Below are 24197 nucleotides of genomic sequence, written 5' to 3'. Positions count from 1 at the left end.
TTATAGTGTGCTGAGAGTGGTATTAAGAGTTGATGAAAGATCAATTTTTGAATTGTTTCAATTATTATTTTAAATAAAATTCATTTTTTAAACTTCTCGATTTGTTGCTGAAAATAGTCTCGCCAACCTGTAGGTAAAGCCTCAACTTGTACAGCGCGGTGTAACAGTTCTAAGTCATGTATTTCCCGTGCATAAAGTCGGGTGATATCAGCAACAGTAACATTGTTTGAGTCTCGAGCGATTAACGACAAAGTATCACCATTTTCTACTTTACCCTCTTGCAGCACCGAAAAGTAGAACCCAGTTAGGCGGCTATCTAAAAACTGTTTAACTATATCAGCCCGTCCAAACTTGATCCCCAGTTTATAACAAGGCATTCGGGGTTGAGTCACCATTACCTCTGCACTACCAATCCCAAAGCGAGAGCGCTATCGCGCACACTTCGTGAACACCAATATTAATCTCATTCTCTAACAGCCCAACTGTCGTCAGGTTTTCACCAAACATTCCCCAGGGCAAATCCATATCAGGTAACTTGCGCCGCCAATAGTCGTAATGCTCTAATGGATAAGCATAAACTGCTTTGTCTTTCCCTCCGTGGACACTCAAATCAGCTTGTCTATCTCCCTCTAAGTTAAGCGATCGCATCATTACCCGTCCCGCAACTGGTTCTTTAAAAATCCCAGTGGTAACTGTTTTGCCCTTCCAAAGCACTTCACGGGGAAGTCCTACGTTGACTGAGATAACTTGCACAATTTCATATCTCCTCTAATAAAATTTTCTACCGATATTAAGCCTGATAGATAACATGCTTGATATTACTTGATTATCAGAGGAATTTATTAAATATCTAACACCAATTTTTACCTGATTGAGATCGGAATCCAGGTGCTAAGGGTAATTGCACTTTGACGATGGTTCCTGTAACTGCCGATGACTCAATGCTGAATTCTCCATCTGGAATCAAGTCGCTAAGAAATTCATTAAGCTTTTATCTGGTTGAACTTGCAACCACTTGTTCAAAATCTTGGTTACAAGGTCATTAAAAGTAACAATATTTTTCTGTTGGTTACTCATTTGATTACTTCTCTACAATCCGCATTGTGTGACCATCTGGATCTCTAACCAAAAACCCCTTTTTAAACCCCAATGTCTGCCCAGGAATAGCCACAACACTAGGAGAAACAAACGCAGATTTATTAATTCGTAACCGTTGAGCAATTGCTTCTGCATCCTTGACTACTAGAGTTGTATGCCAATGCAATACATCATTAGGACGCGCATCAGCTGGTAAAGGTCGTCCGTCTTTTGGTGTCAAGTATTCTAAAAATTCAATTCCAGGCCCACTAGGAGAGCGTAAACTACTGATATGCAATCTCGCTCCTTGGACATTATTCAGATGCTCCTGCTCTGTACCATAATTCATGCTTTCTCCCGCTAGTTTCAAACCCAGCAAATCACGATAGAATTTCAAACTAGCTGCGGTGTTGGCTACAACGATCGCAGTATGGTCAATTCCCAAAAATAGCTGGTTAGTTGGTTTGTGCCATTTAGGATCGCCTTTGTCTGTGGGGAAGTAGATAATCTCTAGATTGTGCCCATCGGGGTCTTTAAAATAGAAAGCGCGGATACCAGCTGCGGCTTTATTAGTGTCGGGAATGCGTTGGGGTGCAGTAGAAGCATATTGCACCTTAAATGAGCGCAAATGCTGATAAGCTTTATCCATATCGCTAACAGCGATTGCAATATGTTGAAACCAATGATCGTTACTGCGCGAGTCTATTGGAATTGGTTTACCTTTGGGTGTCAGATACTCAGTTAACTCAATTGTCTCATTACCTAATTGCATACGCACTACACGTAACCGTACGCCAAATAATCCTTGCAGTTGTTCGTATTCTGTACCCAAAACTTCTACATCTGAGATTTTCTTAAATGAAAGCACCTGAGAGTAAAATTCAACTGCACGATCCATATCAGAAACCGTCATACCTACAGATTCTACTGCGGTCACTACAGACTGCGATGCTAATATTTGGCTCTGGACTATTTGTACATCATCGCTATCTTTATATTGGTTAATATTAGATAAAACTTGATTTTGAGCTAGAGCTATTGTGGCGAAAACAACCGTCGATAGAATTGCCCCAGTTATCTTTTTGCTGAATTTTGTAGCCATAGTAGTACTATGTTAAATTAATTAAATTAACATTCGCAATCTTTTCTGATATACAAGTTCATAGGGTTGATAACCAACTCTATGATAAAAACTTGCTGCAGCCTCATTGTTGTGCAGAAGACTAGGCGGAAATTTTTTCATTGAGACTGCCTCCTGCCTTCTCAAGGTTTAGGTAACTTATCACTCAACAACCATTTTTGATCTGCTTCTAGATATCGATAGCCACATCGAAAAATACAGCGTTTGTTATTGTGATGATGTAGTTTTGCACAACGCACAGCCTCTTTGCCTTTTAGCTTCACATAAACTTCAGCTGCCAAAAGCATTCCTAACAGTGGTGCGGTGAAATAAACCCAGATAGCTGTCCAATTTTGAGACGGAATTGCCGATGCTAAGGTACGGGCTGGGTTCATGCTCATACCTGACAAAGGTGCTTCTACAGTAATGTAAGTTGCAATCAGCACCCCTGCAAACATTCCCGTAAATGGGGCTAGTTTGGGGTTATTCGATACAAACAGTATCATCAGCATCACACCAAAGGAAATAATTAATTCAGCCAAAAATGCATATCCTGCTCCATGCGTACCAGGTATGGTGACAACGTAATTGACAGATGGATCTGCGATCGCATCTTTCAATATCCTCACTGCTAATAGCAATCCCAACAATCCACCAATAAACTGGGCCAAAATGTAAAACATCGCATCCCAAGGTTTAATTTTGCCCAGACGTAAGAAAGTTAAAGTGACAACTGGATTGATATGTGCACCTGATTGCTTACCCCAAGGCGAATAAATAATACAAATAGCAGTCAATCCCATTGCTATACCAATAATAAATCGCCGTAAAATTGGGTCAGTAATTGCCTGTCGAATTGGTGAAACTGGATGCTCTAAGAGTGCAGTCACTACTGCGGCAGAAATCATGAAAATGCCCAAACCGGCAGCTTCAATCAAATATTCGGGATAATGTTTTCTTAGCGTCTGCATGATTTACTCTCATATAATGATTATTCTGCTTTTGCGTTTAATCTTGGTTATTTCTAACTTAAAAACAGGTAACTCTTAACAGGGTAAGAGCAATTTTAATGTTTGGTTGTAGCATTTTTTAATGAGGGGATAGCTTGAAAATAAAGCAGTAAGCGGAAGGAAAGATTAATATTTTCGGTTCTTCGGTAGGTATGATGCTGAAAAGAATCCTTAAAAATGAATTTTTCCTTTTTAAATCAATGCTTACAGGCGATTAATGACTCAATTTCAGCGCCAAAACCTAAAGGGTAGGGATAACGCTTGTTATTATTGCCAAATCAGGGTTTCAAACTTATTTGCAGAACTTTTTAGCATGGCAGGTACGAAAGAGCCATATTTTCATCCTTGAATGTTACTAAATAATTGACATCTTGAGTTTTACCCAAGCGACCAAGAGGAATATTTGTTAATAGTGTAACCATTTTTTAGCTATTGAATAATTTAAGAGTATTTAATACAAAAACTATTATCAATTATCACTTCAGAAAATAATTAATAAATTAGAATTATCTAAATATAAAATTGGACAATACTCAGATTTGGCTAAGAAAATTCTTATGGGGTTCTCAGTAAAATTTAAACTTTTATTAAATGCGAGCAAATAAACTGCAGCATTAGTTGTCTTAACTTTTTACAGAACAACAGAGACAGCCTAGTGAGTAAGTAATAGTGCAGCGCTAATAGACTTGTCCGAAATATTAACTTAGGGAAAGATCAATGGTGAAATGTTAAATTGAGCATTTACTATTTTTCTGAACTGAAATTGTTCGCGTCGAGTCAAAACTGTTGACAATGCTGTCATCCCCATCGAACCGCCCAAGTTTCGCATCATGTTCAAAAGTTCAGAGGCAAAACCCACCTGTCATTTTTCAATGTTGGCGCTCCAATAATGCAACCACATTGGAAACTCGAAGAAATACCGTAATGCTCAAAGTAATCATCCGATTGGGTTGATCAGGACGTAGGGATTAGCACCCATCTCTTAATAGGATACAGATGGTAATGGTAGGTGACACGCCTCACCCTTAGGATTTTATAGGCTTGAAGACGCAATCCTCATAATGCGATCGCCTTTTGAATGCCTTGTTTGCTCGTTCAAATGAGGGGTCTTACCCCCTATTGGATAGATGCATCCTAATAGATGTTAAACTACGGCGTTATTCTTCCGTGCTTGAAGTCGCTAGGCAATCATTATCGGCAGTCTGTTGTTGAGACTTCTTTGAGTACGCGATCGCAGATGTTAGATTCCATTCCCCAGCCGACTTTTATCTATAATCCATCCTTTCTATGAAAAGGGTCAGTTATAGTTCGCTTGAGCTACCGTTCATTTACCTATCGCCCTAGTATTTTTGGCTATTCCCACAATCTTGACTTATTTGACTCATGCGATCGCTCATGCTAATCAACTTCTCACCACCATTCCCAATGCTTTCTCACCCCATCAATTCAGCAATCCCGCCAATCCCAAAATCCATTACGATACCACTGGGCCAGAAATTTGGCAGGATACTGATGGTGACATTGCCGTGTTAATTGTCGGTGTAGGAACAGGCGGAACTCTCACCGGTGCTGGTAGCTATCTCAAACAGCAAAATCCCCACCTCCAAATAATTGCCGTTGAACCTGCTAATAGTGCAGTGCTAAGTGGTAAATCCGCAGGGGAACATAATTTACAGGGTATTGGTGCAGGGTTCATTCCCGATGTTTTGCGAGTCGATTTCATCGATGAAATTTTTACAGTCAGCGAGACGCAAGCTTACGAGACAGGACGACAATTAGCCCAAGCAGAAGGCATTCTCAGTGGGATCTCCACAGGTGCAATGGTTTATGCTGGGTTACAAATTGGAAAGCGATCGCAGCTATCCAAGCTCAGATCGATAGCGGTGAAGCTTATGCCGAGCTATCCAAAGATTTTGAATTAGTCAAAGAGCATACGGTTACAGTTAGCCCCACCCTGATTTTTAATGAAGGACGGCAGAAACTCAACGGCAATGTAGGCTACCGGGTGATTGAAGCCAATATTCGGGAGTTACTGCACAATCCTCCGGGAGAACAATCCTGGTGTTAAGGATGTTAAGCGATCGCTAGTCACTTCACCACTTTTGTTGACAAGCTATATAACCATATGGTTATTATATAAATAAGGTTAACTTGCCTTGAACAACGATTAACCTCGGAATTAAACATTATGACTATTTCTCTGCAACAACGCCAAAGTAGTAACAATCTTTGGGAGAAATTCTGCAATTGGGTTACCAGTACTGACAACCGTATGTACATTGGTTGGTTTGGTGTACTGATGATTCCCACACTTTTAACAGCAACCATTTGTTTCATCATCGCTTTCATTGCTGCACCACCTGTAGACATAGATGGTATTCGCGAACCTGTCGCTGGTGCTTTACTTTATGGCAATAACATCATTACTGCTGCGGTTGTACCTAGTTCCAATGCTATTGGTCTGCACTTTTACCCCATTTGGGGAGCAGCTAGCTTAGATGAGTGGTTATATAATGGCGGCCCTTACCAGTTAATTATTTTCCACTTCCTGATTGGTATTTTCTGCTACATGGGTCGGCAGTGGGAATTATCTTACCGCTTAGGGATGCGTCCTTGGATTTCTATCGCTTACAGCGCGCCTGTTGCTGCTGCTACTGCGGTACTATTAGTCTACTCTTTGGGTCAAGGTTCCTTCTCTGATGGTTTGCCTTTAGGGATTAGTGGTACTTTCAACTTCATGTTTGTGCTACAAGCAGAACATAACGTTCTCATGCACCCATTACATATGTTGGGAGTAGCTGGTGTTTTCGGTGGTGCTTTATTTGCTGCCATGCACGGTTCTTTAGTCACTTCGTCTTTAGTTAGGGAAACTTCTGAAATTGAATCCCAAAACTACGGTTACAAATTCGGTCAAGAAGAAGAAACTTACAATATTGTTGCGGCTCACGGTTATTTCGGCAGGTTAATCTTCCAGTACGCATCTTTTAATAATAGTCGTGCTTTACACTTCTTCTTAGGTGCTTGGCCAGTAATTGGTATCTGGTGTGCTGCCTTAGGCGTATCTTCTTTCGCTTTTAACCTCAATGGTTTAAACTTTAATAACTCTGTTCTTGATGCTCAAGGTCGTGTAATTAATACTTGGGCTGATGTTTTAAACCGCGCTAACTTGGGAATGGAAACCATGCACGAACGCAATGTTCACAACTTCCCCTTAGATTTAGCGGCTGGAGATATTCAACCTGTAGCTTTAGTTGCTCCTGCCATTCACGGTTAATGAATTTTGGATTCAGTTCCTTCTAACTCCTCAAAAACAATGTAAGCAACCCAAGTTAAAAATGCTTCGGGTTGCTTTTTATCGAACAGAATACATCCGTATTAATAGTGTCGATATCAGAACTAAGAAATTCTCCTGGTGTGGGTGGCTGAAATCCTTCAAGAAAACTCCTAGAATCGCGGTCATAGCCAGAATGATTTTCCAGCTTAGGCATTGCAAACCAATAATCTTGCGATTGAGACGACTGGTAAGATGCCACATATCTCTAGCTCGAATCTTCTCTATATGAAATCTCTCAACTAATTGACCAATTACTGTTTCAATTAGGCGACGAAAGCGTTGCATTAATCGAACTAAAGATTGACTACGAGAGTCAGACATATTAGAACGCAGAGGGGTTTGTAAATTAATACCCACTCTTTCCAGTTCTCCTGACAAAAACTGACTTAAATAACCCTTATCTCCGATTAATAAACCTTTAACTCGTGTGATTAAATCCCAAAGTGCTTCTCGTTCACTGCCATTTGCTGGAGTGAGGGTAAACCCACTAATAACTCCTGTACCACTAATGATTAAATGCCCATGAAACCCATAGTATGTCTGTTTCTTGGCAGCACAAAAGCCATAATCTGCTTGGGATTTAAAACTCCGGCAGTTGGGAGCGCGAAGTATGAATGGTTACAAACATTTGCGCGAGTTACCAAATGGCATTCCGTCTCATGATACGCCAGTTCCTTCAACGGGGGGAACCCCCGCAACGGACTGGCTCACTTTTGCGCGAGTATTTGCACAAATAAATCCCCAACAGTTTCAATCATGTTTTATTGATTGGATGAAATCAATACAGAAGATAACCGAAGGTGAAGTGGTAGCAATTGACGGAAAAACCTTACGTGGTTCTTACGATAAAAGTAGTGACCAAAGCGCAATTCAAATGGTGAGCCAGCGCGTTGCGGGGGTTCCCCCCGTTGTAGCGACTGGCGAACCCGAAGGGTAAGCGCCTGGGCAACGACAAATAGATTGGTGTTGGGACAAGTGAAGGTGGATGAAAAATCGAATGAAATTACAGCAATTCCAGAGTTGTTAAAAATATTAGAACTGTCTGGGTGTATCGTGACAATTGATGCAATCGGTTGTCAAAAAGAGATTATCAAGTTAATTACACAACAAAATGCAGATTATGTAATTACATTAAAAAAGAACCAAGGAAATCTTTATGATGAGGTAGAAAAACTATTTAAGTCAGGTATAAGTACAGGTTTTGAAGGGATTGAGCATAGCACATATAAAACAGAAGAAGCAGGGCATGGTCGTCATGAAATCCGCCACTATGTGATGTTATCTCAAATTCAGTCTCAGCTTAACCCAGATTCAGTTTGGTCAAACTTTAATAGTGTTGGAATGGTAGAATCTGTTCGCTCAATAAATGGTGAAACGACGGTTGAAACCCATTATTTCATCAGTAGTCTTGAGTCAAATGCTAAACAGTTTGGTAGTTCTATTCGCAGTCATTGGGGAATTGAGAATTCATTGCATTGGATCTTGGATGTTGCTTTGAGAGAAGATGACTGTCGGATTAGAAAAGATAATGCTCCACAGAATTTTGCAATTCTTAGACATATTGCAGTCAATCTTTTAGGTCAAGAGAAGCGTGTCAAACGGGGAATAAAAAATAAACAGTTTCTCGCTGGGTTGGATAACAATTATTTATTAAGAGTTTTAGCATTAGCATAAACTAATCTATCAGAAATTGAATTTAAATCTTTAGGATAAATCTCATTATTTTCCAGATAAACATACCTTTATAAACTTGAATTTTGAGTTGTTTTAGTATTAATAAATAATTCTTCAGCTTCAGATAAGCTAATTCATATTTTTCCGAAAATATTGATTCATTTTATTTATCATTTCCGGAATTTTTACAATTATCTATGTCATTTTGAAATCTCTCTTAGTTTTTATTAGGAAATAAGATGCGTTTCCCCTAGGGTTAAAGGTTTTTTCTTCCCCCTTTTCCCCTTCCCCTTTTGCCCTTAACCGACAAGTATTGGAATCTATCCGTCTTCAATAAGCGTGCGTATCTTTTCAGCAATTGCGATCAACCCACCGTTTGCCAAATGCGTAGGCGTAGCCAGCCTTTGGCATCGCTCGTAACAGAAATTTTCAGCCGACAAACTAATCTAAAAATAGAACGCCACAGAGAAATCATGTCTCAAAGAAAAACCGAATTTGATGTGTCTCGCTACATTCCAAGGAAGAACGAAACTCTATCCGAAGAACTGCTTAGGCTAGCTATATTATTTCGTTTGGTGAAGCCGTTGAATGTAGATAAAGCAACAAAAAAAATGATCATGACAAACCCAGAGTTGCTACCGCAGTATCTCAACCAACAACACGGCGATGACATTGCCGTTTAAAACTTTTACTTCCTTTACAAATTTTTTGTACAAATCCTTTTTAGTTTCATCTGGCATAACCTCAAGGAATTCAACATCACCGAAAGTGTCTATCAATTCTTTTTGCAAACTTGCCCCAACAAAAGCGAATTGAATGTTTTGTTGCTGAAGTTGCTGAATCTTGACTACTGTTCGGTCAATTGCTTCTTCAATGATCGAATCTCTGGGAAGTTTTCGCAGTACCTCAAGACGAGATTTAAGCTCGATAATTTCCGGAGTATCTTCGTTCGATGGCTGGTTGCTGACAACATAGTCCCTGAGTTTGATCGCTCTTGTTGTTAGGGCAGCGTCAACAGCATCGACAACCTTTCTGAGTGAAACTGCGGTTCTATTGCTACAAGCAGTTTCGCCGTAAACCCTGCGACGTTTGCATCGCAATCCCATCGATCTCTTAGCATCATGGACATAACACTTCCCTCCGCAGGAACCGCAGATAATTTGCCCAGACAATAAACGCCCGCCAATATCTGTTTGTGTGGCACCCTCAAAGTTCCTACCCCACAGGCGTTGATTGTCTCTAAGCCGAGTTTCAATCTGTTGGTAAACTTCTTTTGAGATCAAAGGCTGATGGGTATTTTCTCGAATATCCCATTTTTCGGGGTTAACGCGATTGAATTTTACGTTATACCTAGTGTGACCTCGCAGCACTGGGTTCAACAACCAAGAGCGTAGCCCTGGAGGGGAAAACTGAATATTGAATTCTTTTATAAAGTGTTGAATAGTATTTCGCAGCGAAGTTTTTTCAGATAAAAAATATTGAATAATTTCCTGGGCTATTGCCCAATTAGTTTTTCCACTGGGCTGATGTATAGTCAGATCAGCAACATATTTCCCGTCAACTCTAGCGAACCCGAACGGTGGCTGATAAGCTTTGTTTTGTTCGCGAAAATGCTCTAATCCGTGGTTTACTCTGCTCTGTAACAACCGAGATTCAAACTCGGCTAGTCCTGCCATTTGATTGAGGGAAAACCACCCAAATGGGCTTGACGCATCTTCTACGGGGGCATCTAAGATAACAAGTTTGATATTCAACTTTTCGAGTAGTGCTATTGTTTTAGCGATGGTCATCACAGACCTACCGAGTCTATCGATTCGAGTGATAACGATTTCTGTTATTTGTCCTTCGCGGCACATCGCGAGCATTTTGTTGAAGTTTTTCCGGCTGTCGCTTCGCCCAGATTCGATGTCAGAAAAAATCAAGCTACAGCCAGCTTTTTCAATTCTGGCGGTCTGCTGAGTCAGCGCGTCGCTCTGTTCAAATTTCGATACTCTAACGTAACCGACCCGCATAAAGCTCTGAAACTCAATGTCAGAGCAGTTTAGCACAAAATGTCCGTTGTTAGTTCAACTAAAGAAGGGAATGTCCATAAAAACAGCATCACAGTGCCGTGCATGGTGAACATCCCGTTATAGAAGGTGCGGTCTACTAGGTCTGATTCGGGTGTAATCAGTTCTCCCCGAATCACCATTGCAAAGATACCGCCGACTAAAAAGAAGATGAATGCTGTAACGAGGTATTGGATACCAATGACCTTGTGGTCAGTGCTGAAGCTGAAGTATTCCTTCCAATTCCCTGGTGATTCGTGGTGAGGTTCCTCACTAGGGAGATTAACGTTTTTTACAGAGATGTTTGTCATCGGTGAGTTTCCTTTCAACCAGGATAATTGACTAGAGGTGCTGATTCAGGTGCGACTGTAGCCCATCCGGTTTTGCCTGACTGACTGCTTGCTTGGGCATACTCATCAGCTGCTTGATTGTATGCGGGAGTGGGTGTTTGGGTTGCAGCTTGGGCTAGCCATTGGTGGTATGCTTCGGGAGATTCAACCACTACATTGGCGTGCATAGTAGCAAAGTATGTACCGCTATATTGAGAGTCGGTCAGTTGGTATTTGCCGGGACGAATGGGAGTGAACTCAAAGTCAATATTGTGGTTGGGAATGATATCTTGCTTCAGTCGGAATGCAGGGATATAGAAGCCATGTAGTACATCTTCTGATTTTAGTGCCAACCGGATGCGGCGATCGCTTGGTAGATGTAGTTCGGTACTAGTAACATCTCGTTCGGGGTAATGAAATACCCAAGCCCATTGCTTGGCAATGACATCGATGTTTTCTACTGGTTCAGCTAAAGCCTCAACTGATTCATCTTTGGGTGCTGCATAAGCCGATTCCATTCCCATTGGATTATGCAGGTGCACTAATGCCATTGGGCCTTGAATGCCCATTTGTTCGTAAATTTGGTAGCTGTAAGATGCAATCCAAAAGACTAGCAAAATGGGGATGGCTGTCCACACAACTTCTAGGGTGATATTGCCCTCAATTGCAGGGCCATCACTATAATCATTCTTGCCAGCACGATGGAAGAGGACAGAATACAACAAAACGCCAGTAACACCTAGAAAAATAAACGCACCCAGGGTTACTAAGAAACTAATCAGATCATCAATGAGTAAGGATTCAGCCGCCGCCTGTGGAGGAAGCCAAGAATAGGACTGTTTACCTATCCAGAGACTCATAACAGTCACGGCGATCGCACTGATAATCAGTGCCACAATATTAAAAATCTTCTGGATTGTCATAGTCAGTGGTAATTGTTGGGCATGGGGGATTGGTATCAGTCATGTGTCATTGCACAAATGACAAGGGACAAATGACCAATGACTAATACTGATTAATTGAACAGAGTATTGAGGTCTTTGCCCAATCGCAGCAAACTATCTGCGGTGTTGTGGACACCAAATTCAGCAGCTAATTGTGCGCCTAAGGTGCCGTGGAGATACATAATGAACATGACTGTCACACCTGCGATGAGGTAGCGCCATTGCACTTGTTTTTCTTCATCGCGGCGAGTAACAAAGCGCTGATATCCTCTCCAGACAGTCATACCGATGATGATGGTTAATAGCAGCACCCCACCAACACCATGCCAAATCATCGTATCCATTGCTGGGAGTCCCCAAGCACTTTTGACATCGGCTGGTGGTTGCGCTAGCAGCATTTCATAAAAGCCAGCGGCAACTGTAAAACAGGTAATTACTGATGACCCTACCATGTTGTACCAGCCAACATCAAATAGGTTGTCACGTTCCACAGAAATTGCGAAAAATTTGAACACCCATTTTTGGAAGGGGAACAATGCCCCAACAATATCAAAGGTAATCCCAATGATGAATAAGCCTAGGGTGAGATGAACTAAGTTGGGATGAAGCGGAATACTGTAAGGTAAGCCGTTTGGGCCTAGTTGGTCGCTTAATTGGTTAATTAATTCTGCGTTCATGGCAAGATATTATCCTTGAGTGCTTCTACAACTGGTACTGTGTGCAATCCATATACCCAAACCAGTTCATCACCTAGGTATACTTGCAAGCCAACTATTGCTACCAAAATTAGCCCGGCTCCCAGATAATAAAATGTGATGCGCTTGGGATCGCGGGCGCGAATTACATAACGCCAAGCTGTAATCGCGGCAATAATTCCTGATAGCGACCAGCCAATGAGTGTATGTACGTTCAACACAGATTTAGCAACTTCGTATGGTTTGGCTAAACCTGCTTCAAATTGACCAAAAATGATGGCGACAAAGATAGAAATTGTCGCAATTAACATATTCCACCAACTTACCTCAAACAAGCGAGAATTGCGGGTAAAATAGCCAATTACATCACAGCAAAAGGCAAACAACACCATTGCAATTACGAAGTGAACCACAATGGGATGAATCGTATCTGGATAGGGTAGATTGTGGTCGTTCAAATTTGTGAGATAATTAAACACGGCATTCTCCTAGGCATATCGGCTTTACCTCAAACAAACTTCTGTAATTAACACCCAAGAAATTTCACCAAAAATTATCTACCCATCACCGGAATATAGAAGTACATATAATTGGGGCGATATCCGGTTGTTTAAATATCAAGGTTGTGGTAGACAATTTGAGCGAGTTGGGTGCAATTACAAGTTCAGAAGTTTAGTTTCTACTCATTGATTCCTCGTGGCATCTTGAGATAACGGCTCTTAATGTTTAACCAGAAAATTGCCGTTTGCTCATTGCTTTCTTAAAGCTATCTTTTAGCTTAAGGATTTTTTTAGTACTTGTCAAAAGAGTCAAAATAAAAAAGTTTGGAGTATTTTTTTTAGCAAAAAAGTGTTTTTTGAAAGGTAGCTAATTTAGCAGCTTAAAAAAACGTAAATGTAACCTACCAATTTTTAGTTATTTAGCTGACAATTTTTAAATATTAATTTGTGATTTTAATTACTAAAGCTGTCTAATAGTGCTAATTATCTAAATTAATTCGCTGCAATTAATAAAAAATATATGCTCAATCTCACTATAGTAAAATCTATCGAATTACTGATTGTTTTGGTGTGAATGCTGCCAAGACCAGGTTGATACAAAAATGCTGCTGATGTTTTGAGCAATCTTCAGAGGAATAATATATCCTGCAATAGGATTATTTAGCAATAATAGGGAAGTCTAGAGAACTGCGATCGCATATATAGCTAGTGGCGTTGAGGGTAAAGAGGGTAAAAGAGCGATCGCTTATACTTGCTTTGAGCCAATACAGTTCAGTTAGCGTTGAAAACCTTAAACTGTGTAGGTTGGGTTGAGGAACGAAACCCAACATTTCCGGGGGTTTTGTTGGGTTTCACTTCGTTCAACCCAACCTACGATTATCCTTAACTGAACCGTATTGGGCTTTGAGCATAATCGACTTAGGTACTTGGTGACTGCAACAAAAACTAGAAGCAGGGTCTTCCAGGCTACCTGTATGATCAAAGCAATCTGTAGAAGTGAGAAGAATATGACTACTTACAAAATCGAGTTCAAAAATGGGATTTTGCGAGTTAACTTTGGTGAACCTGCCCAAAATGACCAGATTGTCAAAGATGCAGCCGCCCGATTGGAAGAAATGGCTGAGTCAGGAGAACTTGCAGGAGGCCCACTGTTGAAGATTAACGGGCCTATTTCTATACCTGTGGCGTTTGTTTTAGCACATAAACTAGCTCATATTTACGGTGCAGTTGGTTTTTTCGATCCCAAAATAGGTAAATATGTGATTTCTATCACACATAATCCTGCGTATAAATTAGGCGACTTGGTTGATTGAGTAGCCAATTTCACTCTCTGCTGTTGCATAAATTTGGGAATTGCGGGTGATGATACAGGGGAAGTAATTTTATTTAAGCAAATTCACTTAGCAGATATATGGTTAAGTTCCTTTGTAAGGTACGATGCGGAATTTTTGGAGTATGTACAAATGACAACACAGATGCACAAGACTAATTCGATAACAACTGCTATTGCTTGGTGTTTGGCTTGGGGCGATCAGCGCGAACCAAAATTCGATTTAACACCGCAACAAATGCGCGAGGCTTTGATTATAGGGAAAGAGCTACCAAATGATGTGCAAGATTTGCTAAGACAGGTAGAACAATTACAAGGTATAGATGAAAAATATTTTCCCCCAAATCTTGATACCTTAAAGAATGATTATCCTGAGTTGTGGAATCAGAATACTCGCATTGGTTTGGTTTATGGTGGTGCAACTAAAATTAAGCAATATGTATTTGAATCAGCAAAAATTCAAGAAATCCGTGGTGCATCTGGCTTACTAGATAGAATAAATATCATTGATTTACCTGCTTTTTTTAATCAAAAAAATCCCCAAGAAATTGTTGAAGAAGATAAAAATCGTTACAACATACAATTTAATCAAATTAGAACATGGTTAAATGATAATTTTCTGGGAGATTCCCAATCAGATAATTTGAAATTATCTGAAGCGCTGATTCCAGAGTTAATTATCTATTCTACAGGTGGTAATATCTTAGCTTTCTGTCCTGCTGCTTATGTCGATGACTTAGCCAATGCGATTGAAAAGCGCTACACAGAAGAGACTTTAACAGCTAATTCCTGTGCAGTAAGTGAGACATTTAGATTGTTAGAATTGCGCTTTGGTTTATTACGAGAGTCAATAAAAGATACATTATGGTTAGATTGGTATCATCAGCAATTTAATCAGAAATTAGTTCAAGCTTATTTTGGATATCCCAGTAATGAATCCGAGAGAATTGAAGCATTCAAAAGACGTAAGAGTTTTAATGAATTAACAACTAAATTAAACATTTTGTTTAATCAGCGTCGTAGTGGTAATGATACTGCTAATCGTCCTAGTCGTCGCTATCCACCAATGTTTGAAACTCATCCTTATTTGATGCGTGATGGTAGCGATCGCCGTTCTGCTATGATGCGAGTAGACAAACTCCCCAGAGAAACCTATTTTTCAGAGGCATCTGTACGCAAATATTTAGTAGGTGATAGAGCCAAAGATAGTGTCAGTCATAATCCCTCTTGGTATGTAGAATCTGGGTTAACCTGGCAAAGAGGCGTAATTGAAAGTTGGGTAAATAGATTTAAACTCTTTCTAGAAGAGAATCCAAGTTTAAAAATGAGATATTACGGTAGTGTTTCTGAATATTCAGTAGAAACTGCTGAAACTCTCACCGAAGTTTCTAATGCTAGTAATGGTTATGTTGCCTATATTTATGCTGATGGTAATAATATGGGTGGTTATATTCAAAAAATCCTCACACCAGAAAAATACCAACAATTTAGTAGAGATGTAGATTTAGCAACAATATCCGCAGTTTACCAAGCAATAGCTGAAAACTTACATCCTCATCAACTACGTAGATTTAATGATGAAGAATCACATTTAGCAAATGGTCAATTTATCCATCCTTTTGAAATTATTACGATTGGTGGCGATGATATTTTATTGATTGTTCCTGCTAATAAAGCATTACAAATATCCCAAATGATAGGCGAAAAATTTGAAAAAATTCTGCTTAAGGAAATTCCAGCTATTGAGAATGAATCAAAAAATGGAGAACTTAAAAAAATTATTGGGGATTATCGCCTAAATCACACCAAACCATTTGAACCGCATAAATATCAACGTTATAAACCCTCAACCGCAAACCGTTCTGATTGTGAACTGAGTACATCAATCGGCGTATTAATTACGGCTGTCAACACACCCATATACTACGCCAGAGATTTAGTAGAGCAATTACTTAAATCAGCTAAAGAACGCGCAAAAAAACTTAAAAAAGCCGGATATCATGGCGGAACAGTCGATTTTTTAAGTCTCAAATCAGTGACAATGATTTCATCCAATGTGAAAGAATTTCGTAAAGAAGCATTAACTCAAAAGAGCCTACAAAATCTCAAATTATACGCCACACCATACACTCTGCATGAATTAGGAGGATTAATTACCTCTATTTCAGCTTTGAAAAAAGCTAAATTTCCTAAATCTCAAATTTATCAAATTCGTAGTTTACTAGAACGAGGTAAACATACAGCCATCCTGAACTATCGCTACTTTCGAGTCAGATTGAAACAAGGTAAAGAAGCATTGCTGAGAGACTTTGAAGAAGCTTGGTGTCTACCCAAAGATAAAGTAAATAAAGGTAATTTAGCACCTTGGATGTATGATAACGGTAAACTTGACCCTAAACATCCTGAAGATCCATTTTATGAAACTATTTGGCGAGATATGGTAGATGTCTACGATTTTGTAGAAGTACCAGATAACGAGACATCAGAAATTGTATCTACGGGGATTGAGTCATGATTGAACTCCAAAAATTATCTAATTCACTGCAAACTTACCCGATTACAGCAGTCATTGATACAGCGTTATGTATTGGTGCTGGAGGTGCTTCTGGTTCGCTTGCAGATAAACCAATAGTCCGTAACGCTGAAGATAACTTACTAATTCCTGGTTCCCAACTGAAAGGACGTTTACGTCATGAATGCGAGAAAATTGCTAGAGGTTTAAAGTGGACTATTTGCTATTCTCCTAACCCACAAACTATGTGTCCACAAAGAGCAGGTTTAACAGAAAATTTTTCCAGAATAGAATATAAAATATCAACATCAGCAGCAGAGAAACATCATCATTGTTTAATTTGTCAAATCTTCGGTAATCCTGTTTTACCTTCTCGGATAATTGTAGATGACTTAATTTGTGAAGAAGAACCAGATAACTTACCAGAAGTCATACGTCCTGGAGTTACAATTAACCGTCGGCGGCGGACTGCTGAAGAAGACAAACTTTTCTTTTTAGAAACATCACCAGCGAATGTGCAATTAAGATTTACAGGGAATATTTATTTATCTAACGCACCAATTTATGCAGCACCATTAATTTTAGTGGGATTGCGTCATATTAATGCTTTAGGAGGTAGTAAATCAGCCGGGTTAGGTTGGCTATCTTGGGAATTACCTAATTTATCTATAGAAGAAACAACATGGGAGTTTCTAGCTAAAGGATTTAAAAACGATGAAAAAGATTAATCTACAAATTAAAGCACTGTCTCCTTTAGCAATTGGTAGACAAAAACCCGGTGGAAATGTGAGTGAGGTAGAAAAATATATTCCTGGTTCTGTGATTCGCGGTGCAGTTGCTAGTCAAATATTAAAACAGTCTAATTCATCCACAATTAGTGAAAATGATGATTTTTATAAATTATTTTTGAGTGAGAATCCAGCTATTTTTCAAAACGCCTACCCAGGAATAATAACTATTGATAGTGATTGTGTTTTGAAAGATGATGTGAAAGTATTACCTGCTACTGTAGTCAGTTCCAAAAATAAATCAGGATTTACAACAGATGAGCAGAATAAAAATGGTGCATTTGATATTTTAATCGACAGATTTTGCGCCGAAAAATATGGACAACTATACGATCCTAATTGCCCAACAGAAAAGTCAACTTATGGAGAAAGAGTTGATAACTATAGCAGTTTTTATAGCGAACATAATGACGATTACTACAGTTCTTCTGCAAATACTCGTCTATTAACCAGAGTAGGGATTAATCGCCGCCGTGCTACTTCTGAAGAAAGGGTTTTATACAGTATTGCAGTTTTAAATGAATCTCAAGAAAATAAAAAACGACCTGTCACATACACAGGTGCAGTTTTTGTTAAGGATGATTTAGCTGTAGCTTTACAACAATTTATTCAAAATCATCAACATGATTTACGTTTAGGTGGCGCAGGTTCACGAGGATTAGGTAAGGTAAAAATTACAGCAAAAGCACCTAGTGATATTAAATTAAAAGTAATTAAACGAATATATGATTTTAATCAAAAATTACGCCAACGTTGGAGTAAATGGGGCGATATATTTGGTAATCCTTTAGAGGAATTAGCAGAAAATCGTACTTATTTCACCTTGGATTTACAAGCAGATGCAATTTTAACTGAAAACTGGCAACGCACAACGGTAATTTCTCGAGAAATGCTACAGCAATATACTGGTGTGAATGATTCATCTCTGGATATTCACGCTGCTTACAGTAGCTATGACTACCGTTCTGGTTGGAATTCTGCTTGGGGTTTAATGAAAGATGTTGAGTTAGTGACGAATAAGGGAAGTGTATATTTATTTAGTACAGAAAATCAGAATCTTTGGTTACAGGCTTGGGAAGATTTAGAGATTTATGGAGTAGGTGATCGCACTTGTGAAGGCTTCGGACAAGTGCAAATTTGCAATGAATTTCATTTCATATTAAGAGAGGAGGCTGTTTAGTCATGGCAGAACTAGATAATTTTTTACAAGAACAACTGGCTTTGAGAGTTGAAAAAGGTATTAGTAACCAAATGGATGAAATCATCCTAAAACTGAAAGATTTATCAGAAAATTTTGCCATAGCCAATAAAGATGAAAAATCTCCTTTTAGAAATGTATTAGCTGTTGCTGTTGATGCAAGCTCTTCAATTGAAATTATTAAAAATTACATTCGTTATCAGGTAGGGAGAAGTGGTTCAAGCCCAATTTGGAAAACACAAAAAGGTAAAGATATATTTGCTAAGGCTCTAGTAAATGTACTGGATGAATTAGATAAAGATGCACAATTAATAGTAACAAAATTAAGAAAAAGTGTTCCTAAGAGTCATAATCTAGAACCCTATTTAAATGACATTAATAACCAAACTCAATTACGCAAAAATATTCATCTGAAACTGGTACAACTTTTCTTAGGATATTTAGCCAGGGAACATACAGCTTCAGTCGGTGAAATGAAGTTAAAGAAATAAGACATCTATAAATTTACTAGGAGTGTTTAAATATGCACCGCTTCGTTGTATCAACTGTTGGCACAAGTTTACTGTCTAACCAGATTCGCCTGAAAGACCCAAAAAATTGGCAGGTAATGATTGATAAGACTGCTAACTGGACTGAGGATAAAATTCAAAAATATGAGCCGGATGTTATTGATATTATTGTAGAACTAAAAAATAGAGCAGAGGAGAAATTATATGATGGTAATATATTAAATATTAGAGAAGCTAGTGCAGAGCTAAACGGCATTTATGGATTGTATCAAGAACAAATAAACCAAGGAAAGCAAGATGTACATTTTTTGATTTCTAGCGATACTTATCAAAGTAAAATGACCTCAGAAATCTTACAACTATTTCTAATTAAACAAGGAATAAATATTTCTATAACCACACCAGCAGGTTTTACAACCGCTAGTGATGAGGCATTTACACAAGGAATTGACGAACTTTTAAATTGGTTTGAAGAAACAATTACTGGTTATAAAGAAAGTGGCTATGAAATTTGCTTTAATTTAGTAGGTGGTTTCAAGGCTATACAAGGATTTGTTAATACTATTGGCATGTTTTATTCCGATAGTATTATTTACATATTTGAAGGGAGTAATGAAATTATTACTATTCCTCGTTTGCCTATCAAAATTGATATTTCAGTGATTAAACCTATTCAATTTGCACTAATGGCAGAAGGAGCATGGATTAATATATCTGAACTTCAGGGAATCCCAGAAACTCTGATATTTGCAGTTGATGAGAAAGTAATATTAACTAGCTGGGGTAGATTAATTTGGAATCGTAGTAAAGAAGATTTTCTATCTGAAGATTTGTTAATTTTCCCCAAAATAAAGTATGAGACTTCTTTTGAAAAAGACTACAAGAAGATAACAGATAAAAAAGAAAGATTGAAATTGCAGGAAACTATCGCTAAAGTATCATATCTTCTTGTTAAATATAATGGTGATATAGCTCCGCTTAAAGGTGATGGTGGTGTACAACTAGAAACTTACACAAATACCGTCATTGACCATTTTCGCGTTACTCTCAGCCTCCGAGTTAGTTGCAAAATCGTAGGGAGTAATTTGTCATTGCGATATTACGGTACTCATGCTCATGTTGAACGAAGTGAAGGAATTAAAAGCAGATAAATTATTATGTTTGACACATTCAAAAATCGCTTAGAAATTACAGGTAAACTCACAACAATTACAGCACTACGCATTAGCGCAGGTCGTTCGAGTGAACCCATAGGTTCAGATTTACCTGTAATTAAAGATAGCTTGGGTAATCCATTAATACCAGGTTCTAGCTTTAAGGGTGCAATGCGATCGCGTCTCGAAAGTTTTCTCAGAGGTATCAATCCTAATTTAGCCGCAAATCCCGCTATAGAAGCCGAATGGTCAATTACTTCCCAGGCAATAAAACAATTAAAAGAGGATTATTATAACGATGAGGCTTTCACTCAAGAACTGATCGCGCAAACAGATTTAACTTCTCTGGTATTTGGTTCACCCTGGATTGCTAGCAAATTCCAAGTCAGAGATTTAACTGTAGTCCCTGATACTTGGTTTGGACAATACCAAGAAAGAGATGGGGTAGCTATTGATAGAGACACCGAAACCGCAGCAGATGGGAAACTCTACGATTTTCAAGTTGTACCAGCAGGAACGCAGTTTGAGTTTAAAGCGGTGGTAGAAAACGCTGAGGATTATGAACTGGGACTGTTGATGATTGGGTTACATCAGTTTGAGACAGAACAAATACCTCTGGGTGGAGGGCGATCGCGTGGCTTGGGTGTGGTTAAACTAGATATTGACAAAATGACATGGATTGATGTTGACAACAACCCAGAAAAGTTGTTGAAATATTTGCAAACATTGGTAAATGAAGATACTAGTGATACATCAATCTATGAAGATGGGAAGCCGTTTAAAAATACTTGGACACAGGATTTGATAAATCATTTGAGTGACAAGTTAGCTGAAAATTCCACCCAATCAATTCCTTCAGGAGGGTAAATATGGCTTTCAGCAGTTTCAAAACTATTGGGGAAGTTCTCAAAGCATTTCAAATCACTTATACCGAAGCTAATTTTGTCAGTGAACTTGCTTTTACTATTCCTGACTATTTCCGTGAAGATTTAGAACTGATGATGCGGGATGCTGTTGTTGATAATTCAGAGTTTGCTATCTGTGAAAATCTGATTTATCCCATACTCAAAGAAGTTTGGAAGACTTACCGCAGTAAGTTTATTTTATGGAGTCATCAATCCTTGAATTATGACGAAAAATTATCTGGATTTCCTGAATATATTTTGGCTAAACGTTCCCCATTGGGTAAAGTTGTTTTTGATAAGCCATATTTCATTTTAGTAGAAGCCAAGCAAGATAACTTTGAAACTGGTTGGGCGCAATGTTTAGCAGAAATGATTGCAGCCCAAAGACTGAATGGAGAATATCAAATAGTGATTTTTGGTATCGTTTCTAATGGCGACCGCTGGCAATTTGGTAAGCTGGAAGGAGAAATTTTTACCAGGAATAGCACCTTCTATACTATTCAAGAGCTAGATAAACTTTTTGCTACTGTTAATTTTGTATTTCAACAATGTGAAATACAGTTAAATAATTTAGTAGCGGCTTAATTTGCAATATTTTTTCAACTAAATATACCTATGCACAAAAGATTTGTTAACCATTGTACTATTGATTTAACCCTAATTCCTGACGGGCCGATGTTGATTAAATCGGGTAAGGAAGGAGCCGATCCGACTAAGCCGGATATGGAATTTGTGGAAACATATCATGCTGGTGGGCGTTCTATATATTTACCTGGAAGTAGTTTAAAAGGTGCAATTCGCGCCCATGCTGAAAGAATTGTTAGGACTGTAGGCGAAGATAAACCTAACTCTAAAAAATTACCTTGGGCTAACGATCCGTTAAGCGATAAGTACAATTATCTGGAGAATAAATCAGCACCAGATATTTACAAATTATCTAGTTTTACTGACCAAATATTTGGTAATACTTCCATTGCTAGTAGATTGAGAATTGAAGATGCTTATCCAGATAAGTCTCAGCCTCTGAAAATTGAAGAACGGAATGGTGTCGCAATTGATAGGGTTTTTGGTTCAGTAGCTGTGGGGCCTTTTAATTATCAAGTTTGTACGGCTGGGGAATTTAAAACAAAAATTCACCTTAAAAACTTTACTCTCTCCCAATTAGGTTTAATTGGTTTAGTCTTGCGCGATTTAGATGACGGTTGGTTTGGTTTAGGGTTTGCGAAATCTCGCGGTTTGGGTACTGTACAGGTGAAATTGAATCAAGCAACTGTGCAATATCCTGGTTGTGTTTTATCGGAAGATAAACGCCAAATTCAGGCTATTGGTAGTCAAAAACAATGGAACCATACTTATCTCTTAGGTGCGGGAGAATTTTTAGAAATCCATGAAGCAAGAACCTATGGTTTTCTAAAAGAAAATAGTACAGAAGATAGACAAGATACACCAGTAGCAGCAACATCAATGGATTTAGGTTTTGGTGTGCAACTTACTTGGCGAGATGGTACAGTAACAGATTTATTTGAACGTGCTGTTAAATCTTGGAGTGGTTTATTAGGGGTATCAAGATGACGGCTTTTGTTGGTGTAAAAGAAAAACTTTTATCAGTTGCAGAATTGCTCGATTTAATTCAAGAATTTGCAATTGAACCTAGTTACTACTTCCTGAGATGGACTCATAAAGTTAGCGATAATTGGAGACAAGCACCCACAGAAGATGACTTCCCGATGCTGGAAGGACAAATGTTTAATCAAAATTGTGAATTGAGATGGAAGTATAAGCGCAAAAATAGTTATGAAGTGCTGCTTTTAACTGTTGCTGGTGAGTATGCTGATTTTAGCCCTGTGGGTGAAAAATGGGAAACGCAAGACAGAAATGCTCATTTATATGCATCTACAGAAACCCGTTTTCCGAAAGGATTTCCTGAGAAAGCATCAAATATTGCTCAACGCTATTTTATCGATAAACAAACTTCTACAGTTCACTTTGTCGCTTTGACAATTAAACAATAATTATGACAGTAAATCGCCCCTCAAGACCTCAACCACCTAACCGTTCTAGCGGTGGGGGTTCATCGCCAGAACTTCCGCCAAAACCTTACGAATTCGTTTCCTTTCCAACTGAACGCCCTAATTTACAGCGTCCAATTGGACATCATAAATATTTTAGCGATCGCCTGCATGGTACTTTGTATCTTACCCTCAAAGTGCAGACTCCTCTTCATGTCTCTACAGGGGTGGTGGTTATGGGTAGCGATATCGGTCAAAAAATTCCCCTGATTAAAACAATGGTACAGGGTGTAGACCAGAAGCTATCAATTCAAGGTAGTTCACTGAAAGGTTGTATCCGCTCTGTCTATGAGGCGATTACTAATAGTACTTTAGCAGTAATTACTAATAGATATAGAGATAAAATCCCCCCAGAACGCTTACCTTGTCGCCACAAAGAACAACTTTGTCCTGCGAGTAGAGTTTTTGGTGCTTTAGATTGGCAAGGTTTGCTAGATTTTAACGATGCTAAGTGTGAAAATATCAGCTTTTCTACAGGATTTATGCCCTCATTATATCGTCCTCGTCCTGATGAACGTGGGGCATATTTTATTAGAGGAAAAGTTGCTGGACGCAAGTTTTATTATAATACTTTCAAGGCAATTGATAAAGGTCAAAATTCAGGAATTCCTGTACAACAAGCTGGTAGAGAATATATTTTCACCACTCAATTACATTTTAAAAATCTGACAGCCGAAGAATTAGGTACTTTATTAATTGTCTTAGGACAAGATGCTAAATATCCGATGGCTTTAAAAGTTGGCGGTGGTAAACCGATAGGGATGGGAACAATGACTGTGAATATCGATAAAATCCACCAACCGCAAAACCTGAAACAGCGTTATTCAGCTTATAATCTCAATCAATCTGATGAGTTGACTGGGGAAAAATTACAACAATTTATCAAAGAAAAAATTCAAGCAGCACATTCACGCTTGATTCAAAAACCGCAATTAGAAGAACTGGCTGCAATTTTACGCTATCCCACCGATCGCGAACCACCATCGGGAATGTACTAAATT

At 38.7% G+C, this 24197-nt stretch carries 23 protein-coding genes and 3 pseudogenes; 15 read left to right on the top strand and 11 right to left on the bottom strand.

Annotation, left to right across the window (positions count from 1 at the left end):
* Window positions 1–80 precede the first annotated feature (80 nt).
* The 4 genes from HGR01_RS00495 to HGR01_RS00480 all read right to left on the bottom strand — a co-directional run bounded on the left by HGR01_RS00495 (window position 81) and on the right by HGR01_RS00480 (window position 3168).
* Window positions 81–395, bottom strand: a complete 315-nt coding sequence (locus tag HGR01_RS00495; RefSeq protein WP_255325135.1) for an MOSC domain-containing protein — start codon at window positions 393–395, stop codon at window positions 81–83.
* A gap of 10 nt (window positions 396–405) precedes the next feature.
* Window positions 406–753 (bottom strand): MOSC domain-containing protein, encoded by a 348-nt coding sequence (locus tag HGR01_RS00490; RefSeq protein ID WP_255325134.1) that lies wholly within the window; start codon window positions 751–753, stop codon window positions 406–408.
* A 328-nt stretch (window positions 754–1081) separates the two neighbouring features.
* Complete coding sequence (locus tag HGR01_RS00485; RefSeq protein ID WP_045867805.1) at window positions 1082–2179, bottom strand: VOC family protein; 1098 nt, start codon at window positions 2177–2179, stop codon at window positions 1082–1084.
* Window positions 2180–2340: 161 nt separating this feature from the next.
* Window positions 2341–3168 (bottom strand): MIP/aquaporin family protein, encoded by an 828-nt coding sequence (locus tag HGR01_RS00480; RefSeq protein WP_045867804.1) that lies wholly within the window; start codon window positions 3166–3168, stop codon window positions 2341–2343.
* A 1388-nt stretch (window positions 3169–4556) separates the two neighbouring features.
* Here HGR01_RS00480 and HGR01_RS00475 point away from each other — a divergent pair.
* Both HGR01_RS00475 and psbA read left to right on the top strand, forming a co-directional pair.
* Window positions 4557–5129, top strand: coding sequence for a pyridoxal-phosphate dependent enzyme (locus HGR01_RS00475; protein WP_228045233.1), 573 nt, complete (start codon window positions 4557–4559; stop codon window positions 5127–5129).
* A 266-nt stretch (window positions 5130–5395) separates the two neighbouring features.
* The gene (gene psbA, locus HGR01_RS00470) at window positions 5396–6481 is read left to right on the top strand and encodes a photosystem II q(b) protein (protein ID WP_045867803.1); all 1086 of its coding nucleotides are present in this window, start codon (window positions 5396–5398) and stop codon (window positions 6479–6481) included.
* Between the two features lie 201 nt (window positions 6482–6682).
* On the opposite strand, the pseudogene HGR01_RS00465 reads toward psbA, so the two are convergent.
* Window positions 6683–7147: pseudogene (locus tag HGR01_RS00465) on the bottom strand (IS982 family transposase); the annotation flags it as partial.
* Between HGR01_RS00465 and HGR01_RS00460 the strand changes: the two are divergent.
* Together HGR01_RS00460 and HGR01_RS00455 are read left to right on the top strand one after the other, a co-directional pair.
* Window positions 7133–8215: pseudogene (locus HGR01_RS00460) on the top strand (ISAs1 family transposase); the annotation flags it as partial. The pseudogenes HGR01_RS00465 and HGR01_RS00460 overlap by 15 nt on opposite strands.
* A gap of 383 nt (window positions 8216–8598) precedes the next feature.
* Window positions 8599–8898, top strand: coding sequence for a hypothetical protein (locus HGR01_RS00455; RefSeq protein WP_155538936.1), 300 nt, complete (start codon window positions 8599–8601; stop codon window positions 8896–8898).
* On the opposite strand, the gene xisF is transcribed toward HGR01_RS00455, so the two are convergent.
* The 6 genes and pseudogenes from xisF to HGR01_RS00425 all read right to left on the bottom strand — a co-directional run bounded on the left by xisF (window position 8851) and on the right by HGR01_RS00425 (window position 13561).
* Window positions 8851–10263, bottom strand: a complete 1413-nt coding sequence (gene xisF / locus HGR01_RS00450; RefSeq protein ID WP_264264955.1) for a fdxN element excision recombinase XisF — start codon at window positions 10261–10263, stop codon at window positions 8851–8853. The genes HGR01_RS00455 and xisF overlap by 48 nt on opposite strands.
* A 20-nt stretch (window positions 10264–10283) precedes the next feature.
* Window positions 10284–10574, bottom strand: a pseudogene (locus HGR01_RS00445) (cbb3-type cytochrome c oxidase subunit I); the annotation flags it as partial.
* A 14-nt stretch (window positions 10575–10588) separates the two neighbouring features.
* A complete protein-coding gene (locus tag HGR01_RS00440) occupies window positions 10589–11515 on the bottom strand; it encodes a cytochrome c oxidase subunit II (protein WP_045867800.1) in 927 nt (308 codons plus the stop codon).
* A gap of 92 nt (window positions 11516–11607) precedes the next feature.
* Window positions 11608–12213 (bottom strand): DUF2231 domain-containing protein, encoded by a 606-nt coding sequence (locus tag HGR01_RS00435; RefSeq protein ID WP_045867799.1) that lies wholly within the window; start codon window positions 12211–12213, stop codon window positions 11608–11610.
* Window positions 12210–12710, bottom strand: coding sequence for a DUF2231 domain-containing protein (locus HGR01_RS00430; RefSeq protein WP_045867798.1), 501 nt, complete (start codon window positions 12708–12710; stop codon window positions 12210–12212). Before HGR01_RS00430 ends, HGR01_RS00435 begins: the two co-directional genes overlap by 4 nt.
* A gap of 677 nt (window positions 12711–13387) precedes the next feature.
* Entirely contained in the window at window positions 13388–13561 is a 174-nt protein-coding gene (locus HGR01_RS00425; protein ID WP_155538934.1) for a hypothetical protein, read from the bottom strand.
* 177 nt (window positions 13562–13738) lie between these two features.
* On the opposite strand from HGR01_RS00425, the gene HGR01_RS00420 reads away from it, so the two are divergent.
* The 11 genes from HGR01_RS00420 to HGR01_RS00370 all read left to right on the top strand — a co-directional run bounded on the left by HGR01_RS00420 (window position 13739) and on the right by HGR01_RS00370 (window position 24194).
* Window positions 13739–14044, top strand: a complete 306-nt coding sequence (locus tag HGR01_RS00420) for a CRISPR-associated protein (RefSeq protein WP_045867797.1) — start codon at window positions 13739–13741, stop codon at window positions 14042–14044.
* Window positions 14045–14194: 150 nt separating this feature from the next.
* Window positions 14195–16576, top strand: coding sequence for a type III-B CRISPR-associated protein Cas10/Cmr2 (gene cas10, locus HGR01_RS00415; RefSeq protein ID WP_228045232.1), 2382 nt, complete (start codon window positions 14195–14197; stop codon window positions 16574–16576).
* Window positions 16573–17301 (top strand): RAMP superfamily CRISPR-associated protein, encoded by a 729-nt coding sequence (locus HGR01_RS00410; protein WP_045867796.1) that lies wholly within the window; start codon window positions 16573–16575, stop codon window positions 17299–17301. Before cas10 ends, HGR01_RS00410 begins: the two co-directional genes overlap by 4 nt.
* A complete protein-coding gene (csx10, locus tag HGR01_RS00405; RefSeq protein ID WP_045867795.1) occupies window positions 17288–18541 on the top strand; it encodes a CRISPR-associated RAMP protein Csx10 in 1254 nt (417 codons plus the stop codon). The genes HGR01_RS00410 and csx10 overlap by 14 nt, the downstream gene beginning before the upstream one ends.
* 2 nt (window positions 18542–18543) lie before the next feature.
* Window positions 18544–19050: a hypothetical protein gene (locus tag HGR01_RS00400; RefSeq protein ID WP_045867794.1), complete on the top strand. Its 507-nt coding sequence runs from the start codon at window positions 18544–18546 to the stop codon at window positions 19048–19050.
* A 32-nt stretch (window positions 19051–19082) separates the two neighbouring features.
* Entirely contained in the window at window positions 19083–20219 is a 1137-nt protein-coding gene (locus HGR01_RS00395; protein WP_045867793.1) for a putative CRISPR-associated protein, read from the top strand.
* A gap of 6 nt (window positions 20220–20225) precedes the next feature.
* Window positions 20226–21089, top strand: coding sequence for a CRISPR-associated RAMP protein Csx7 (csx7, locus tag HGR01_RS00390; RefSeq protein WP_045867792.1), 864 nt, complete (start codon window positions 20226–20228; stop codon window positions 21087–21089).
* Between the two features lie 2 nt (window positions 21090–21091).
* Window positions 21092–21712, top strand: a complete 621-nt coding sequence (locus HGR01_RS00385; RefSeq protein WP_045867791.1) for a hypothetical protein — start codon at window positions 21092–21094, stop codon at window positions 21710–21712.
* Between the two features lie 30 nt (window positions 21713–21742).
* Complete coding sequence (locus HGR01_RS00380; protein ID WP_045867790.1) at window positions 21743–22699, top strand: RAMP superfamily CRISPR-associated protein; 957 nt, start codon at window positions 21743–21745, stop codon at window positions 22697–22699.
* Window positions 22696–23139: a hypothetical protein gene (locus HGR01_RS00375; RefSeq protein WP_045867789.1), complete on the top strand. Its 444-nt coding sequence runs from the start codon at window positions 22696–22698 to the stop codon at window positions 23137–23139. Before HGR01_RS00380 ends, HGR01_RS00375 begins: the two co-directional genes overlap by 4 nt.
* Before the next feature lie 2 nt (window positions 23140–23141).
* On the top strand, window positions 23142–24194 hold the full coding sequence (locus HGR01_RS00370) for an RAMP superfamily CRISPR-associated protein (RefSeq protein ID WP_045867788.1): 1053 nt from the start codon (window positions 23142–23144) through the stop codon (window positions 24192–24194).
* The last annotated feature ends 3 nt before the right edge of the window (window positions 24195–24197 follow it).

Source organism: Tolypothrix sp. PCC 7712, from assembly GCF_025860405.1.
Taxonomy (GTDB): domain Bacteria; phylum Cyanobacteriota; class Cyanobacteriia; order Cyanobacteriales; family Nostocaceae; genus Aulosira; species Aulosira diplosiphon.
This window is presented reverse-complemented; position numbering and strand designations above follow the sequence as displayed.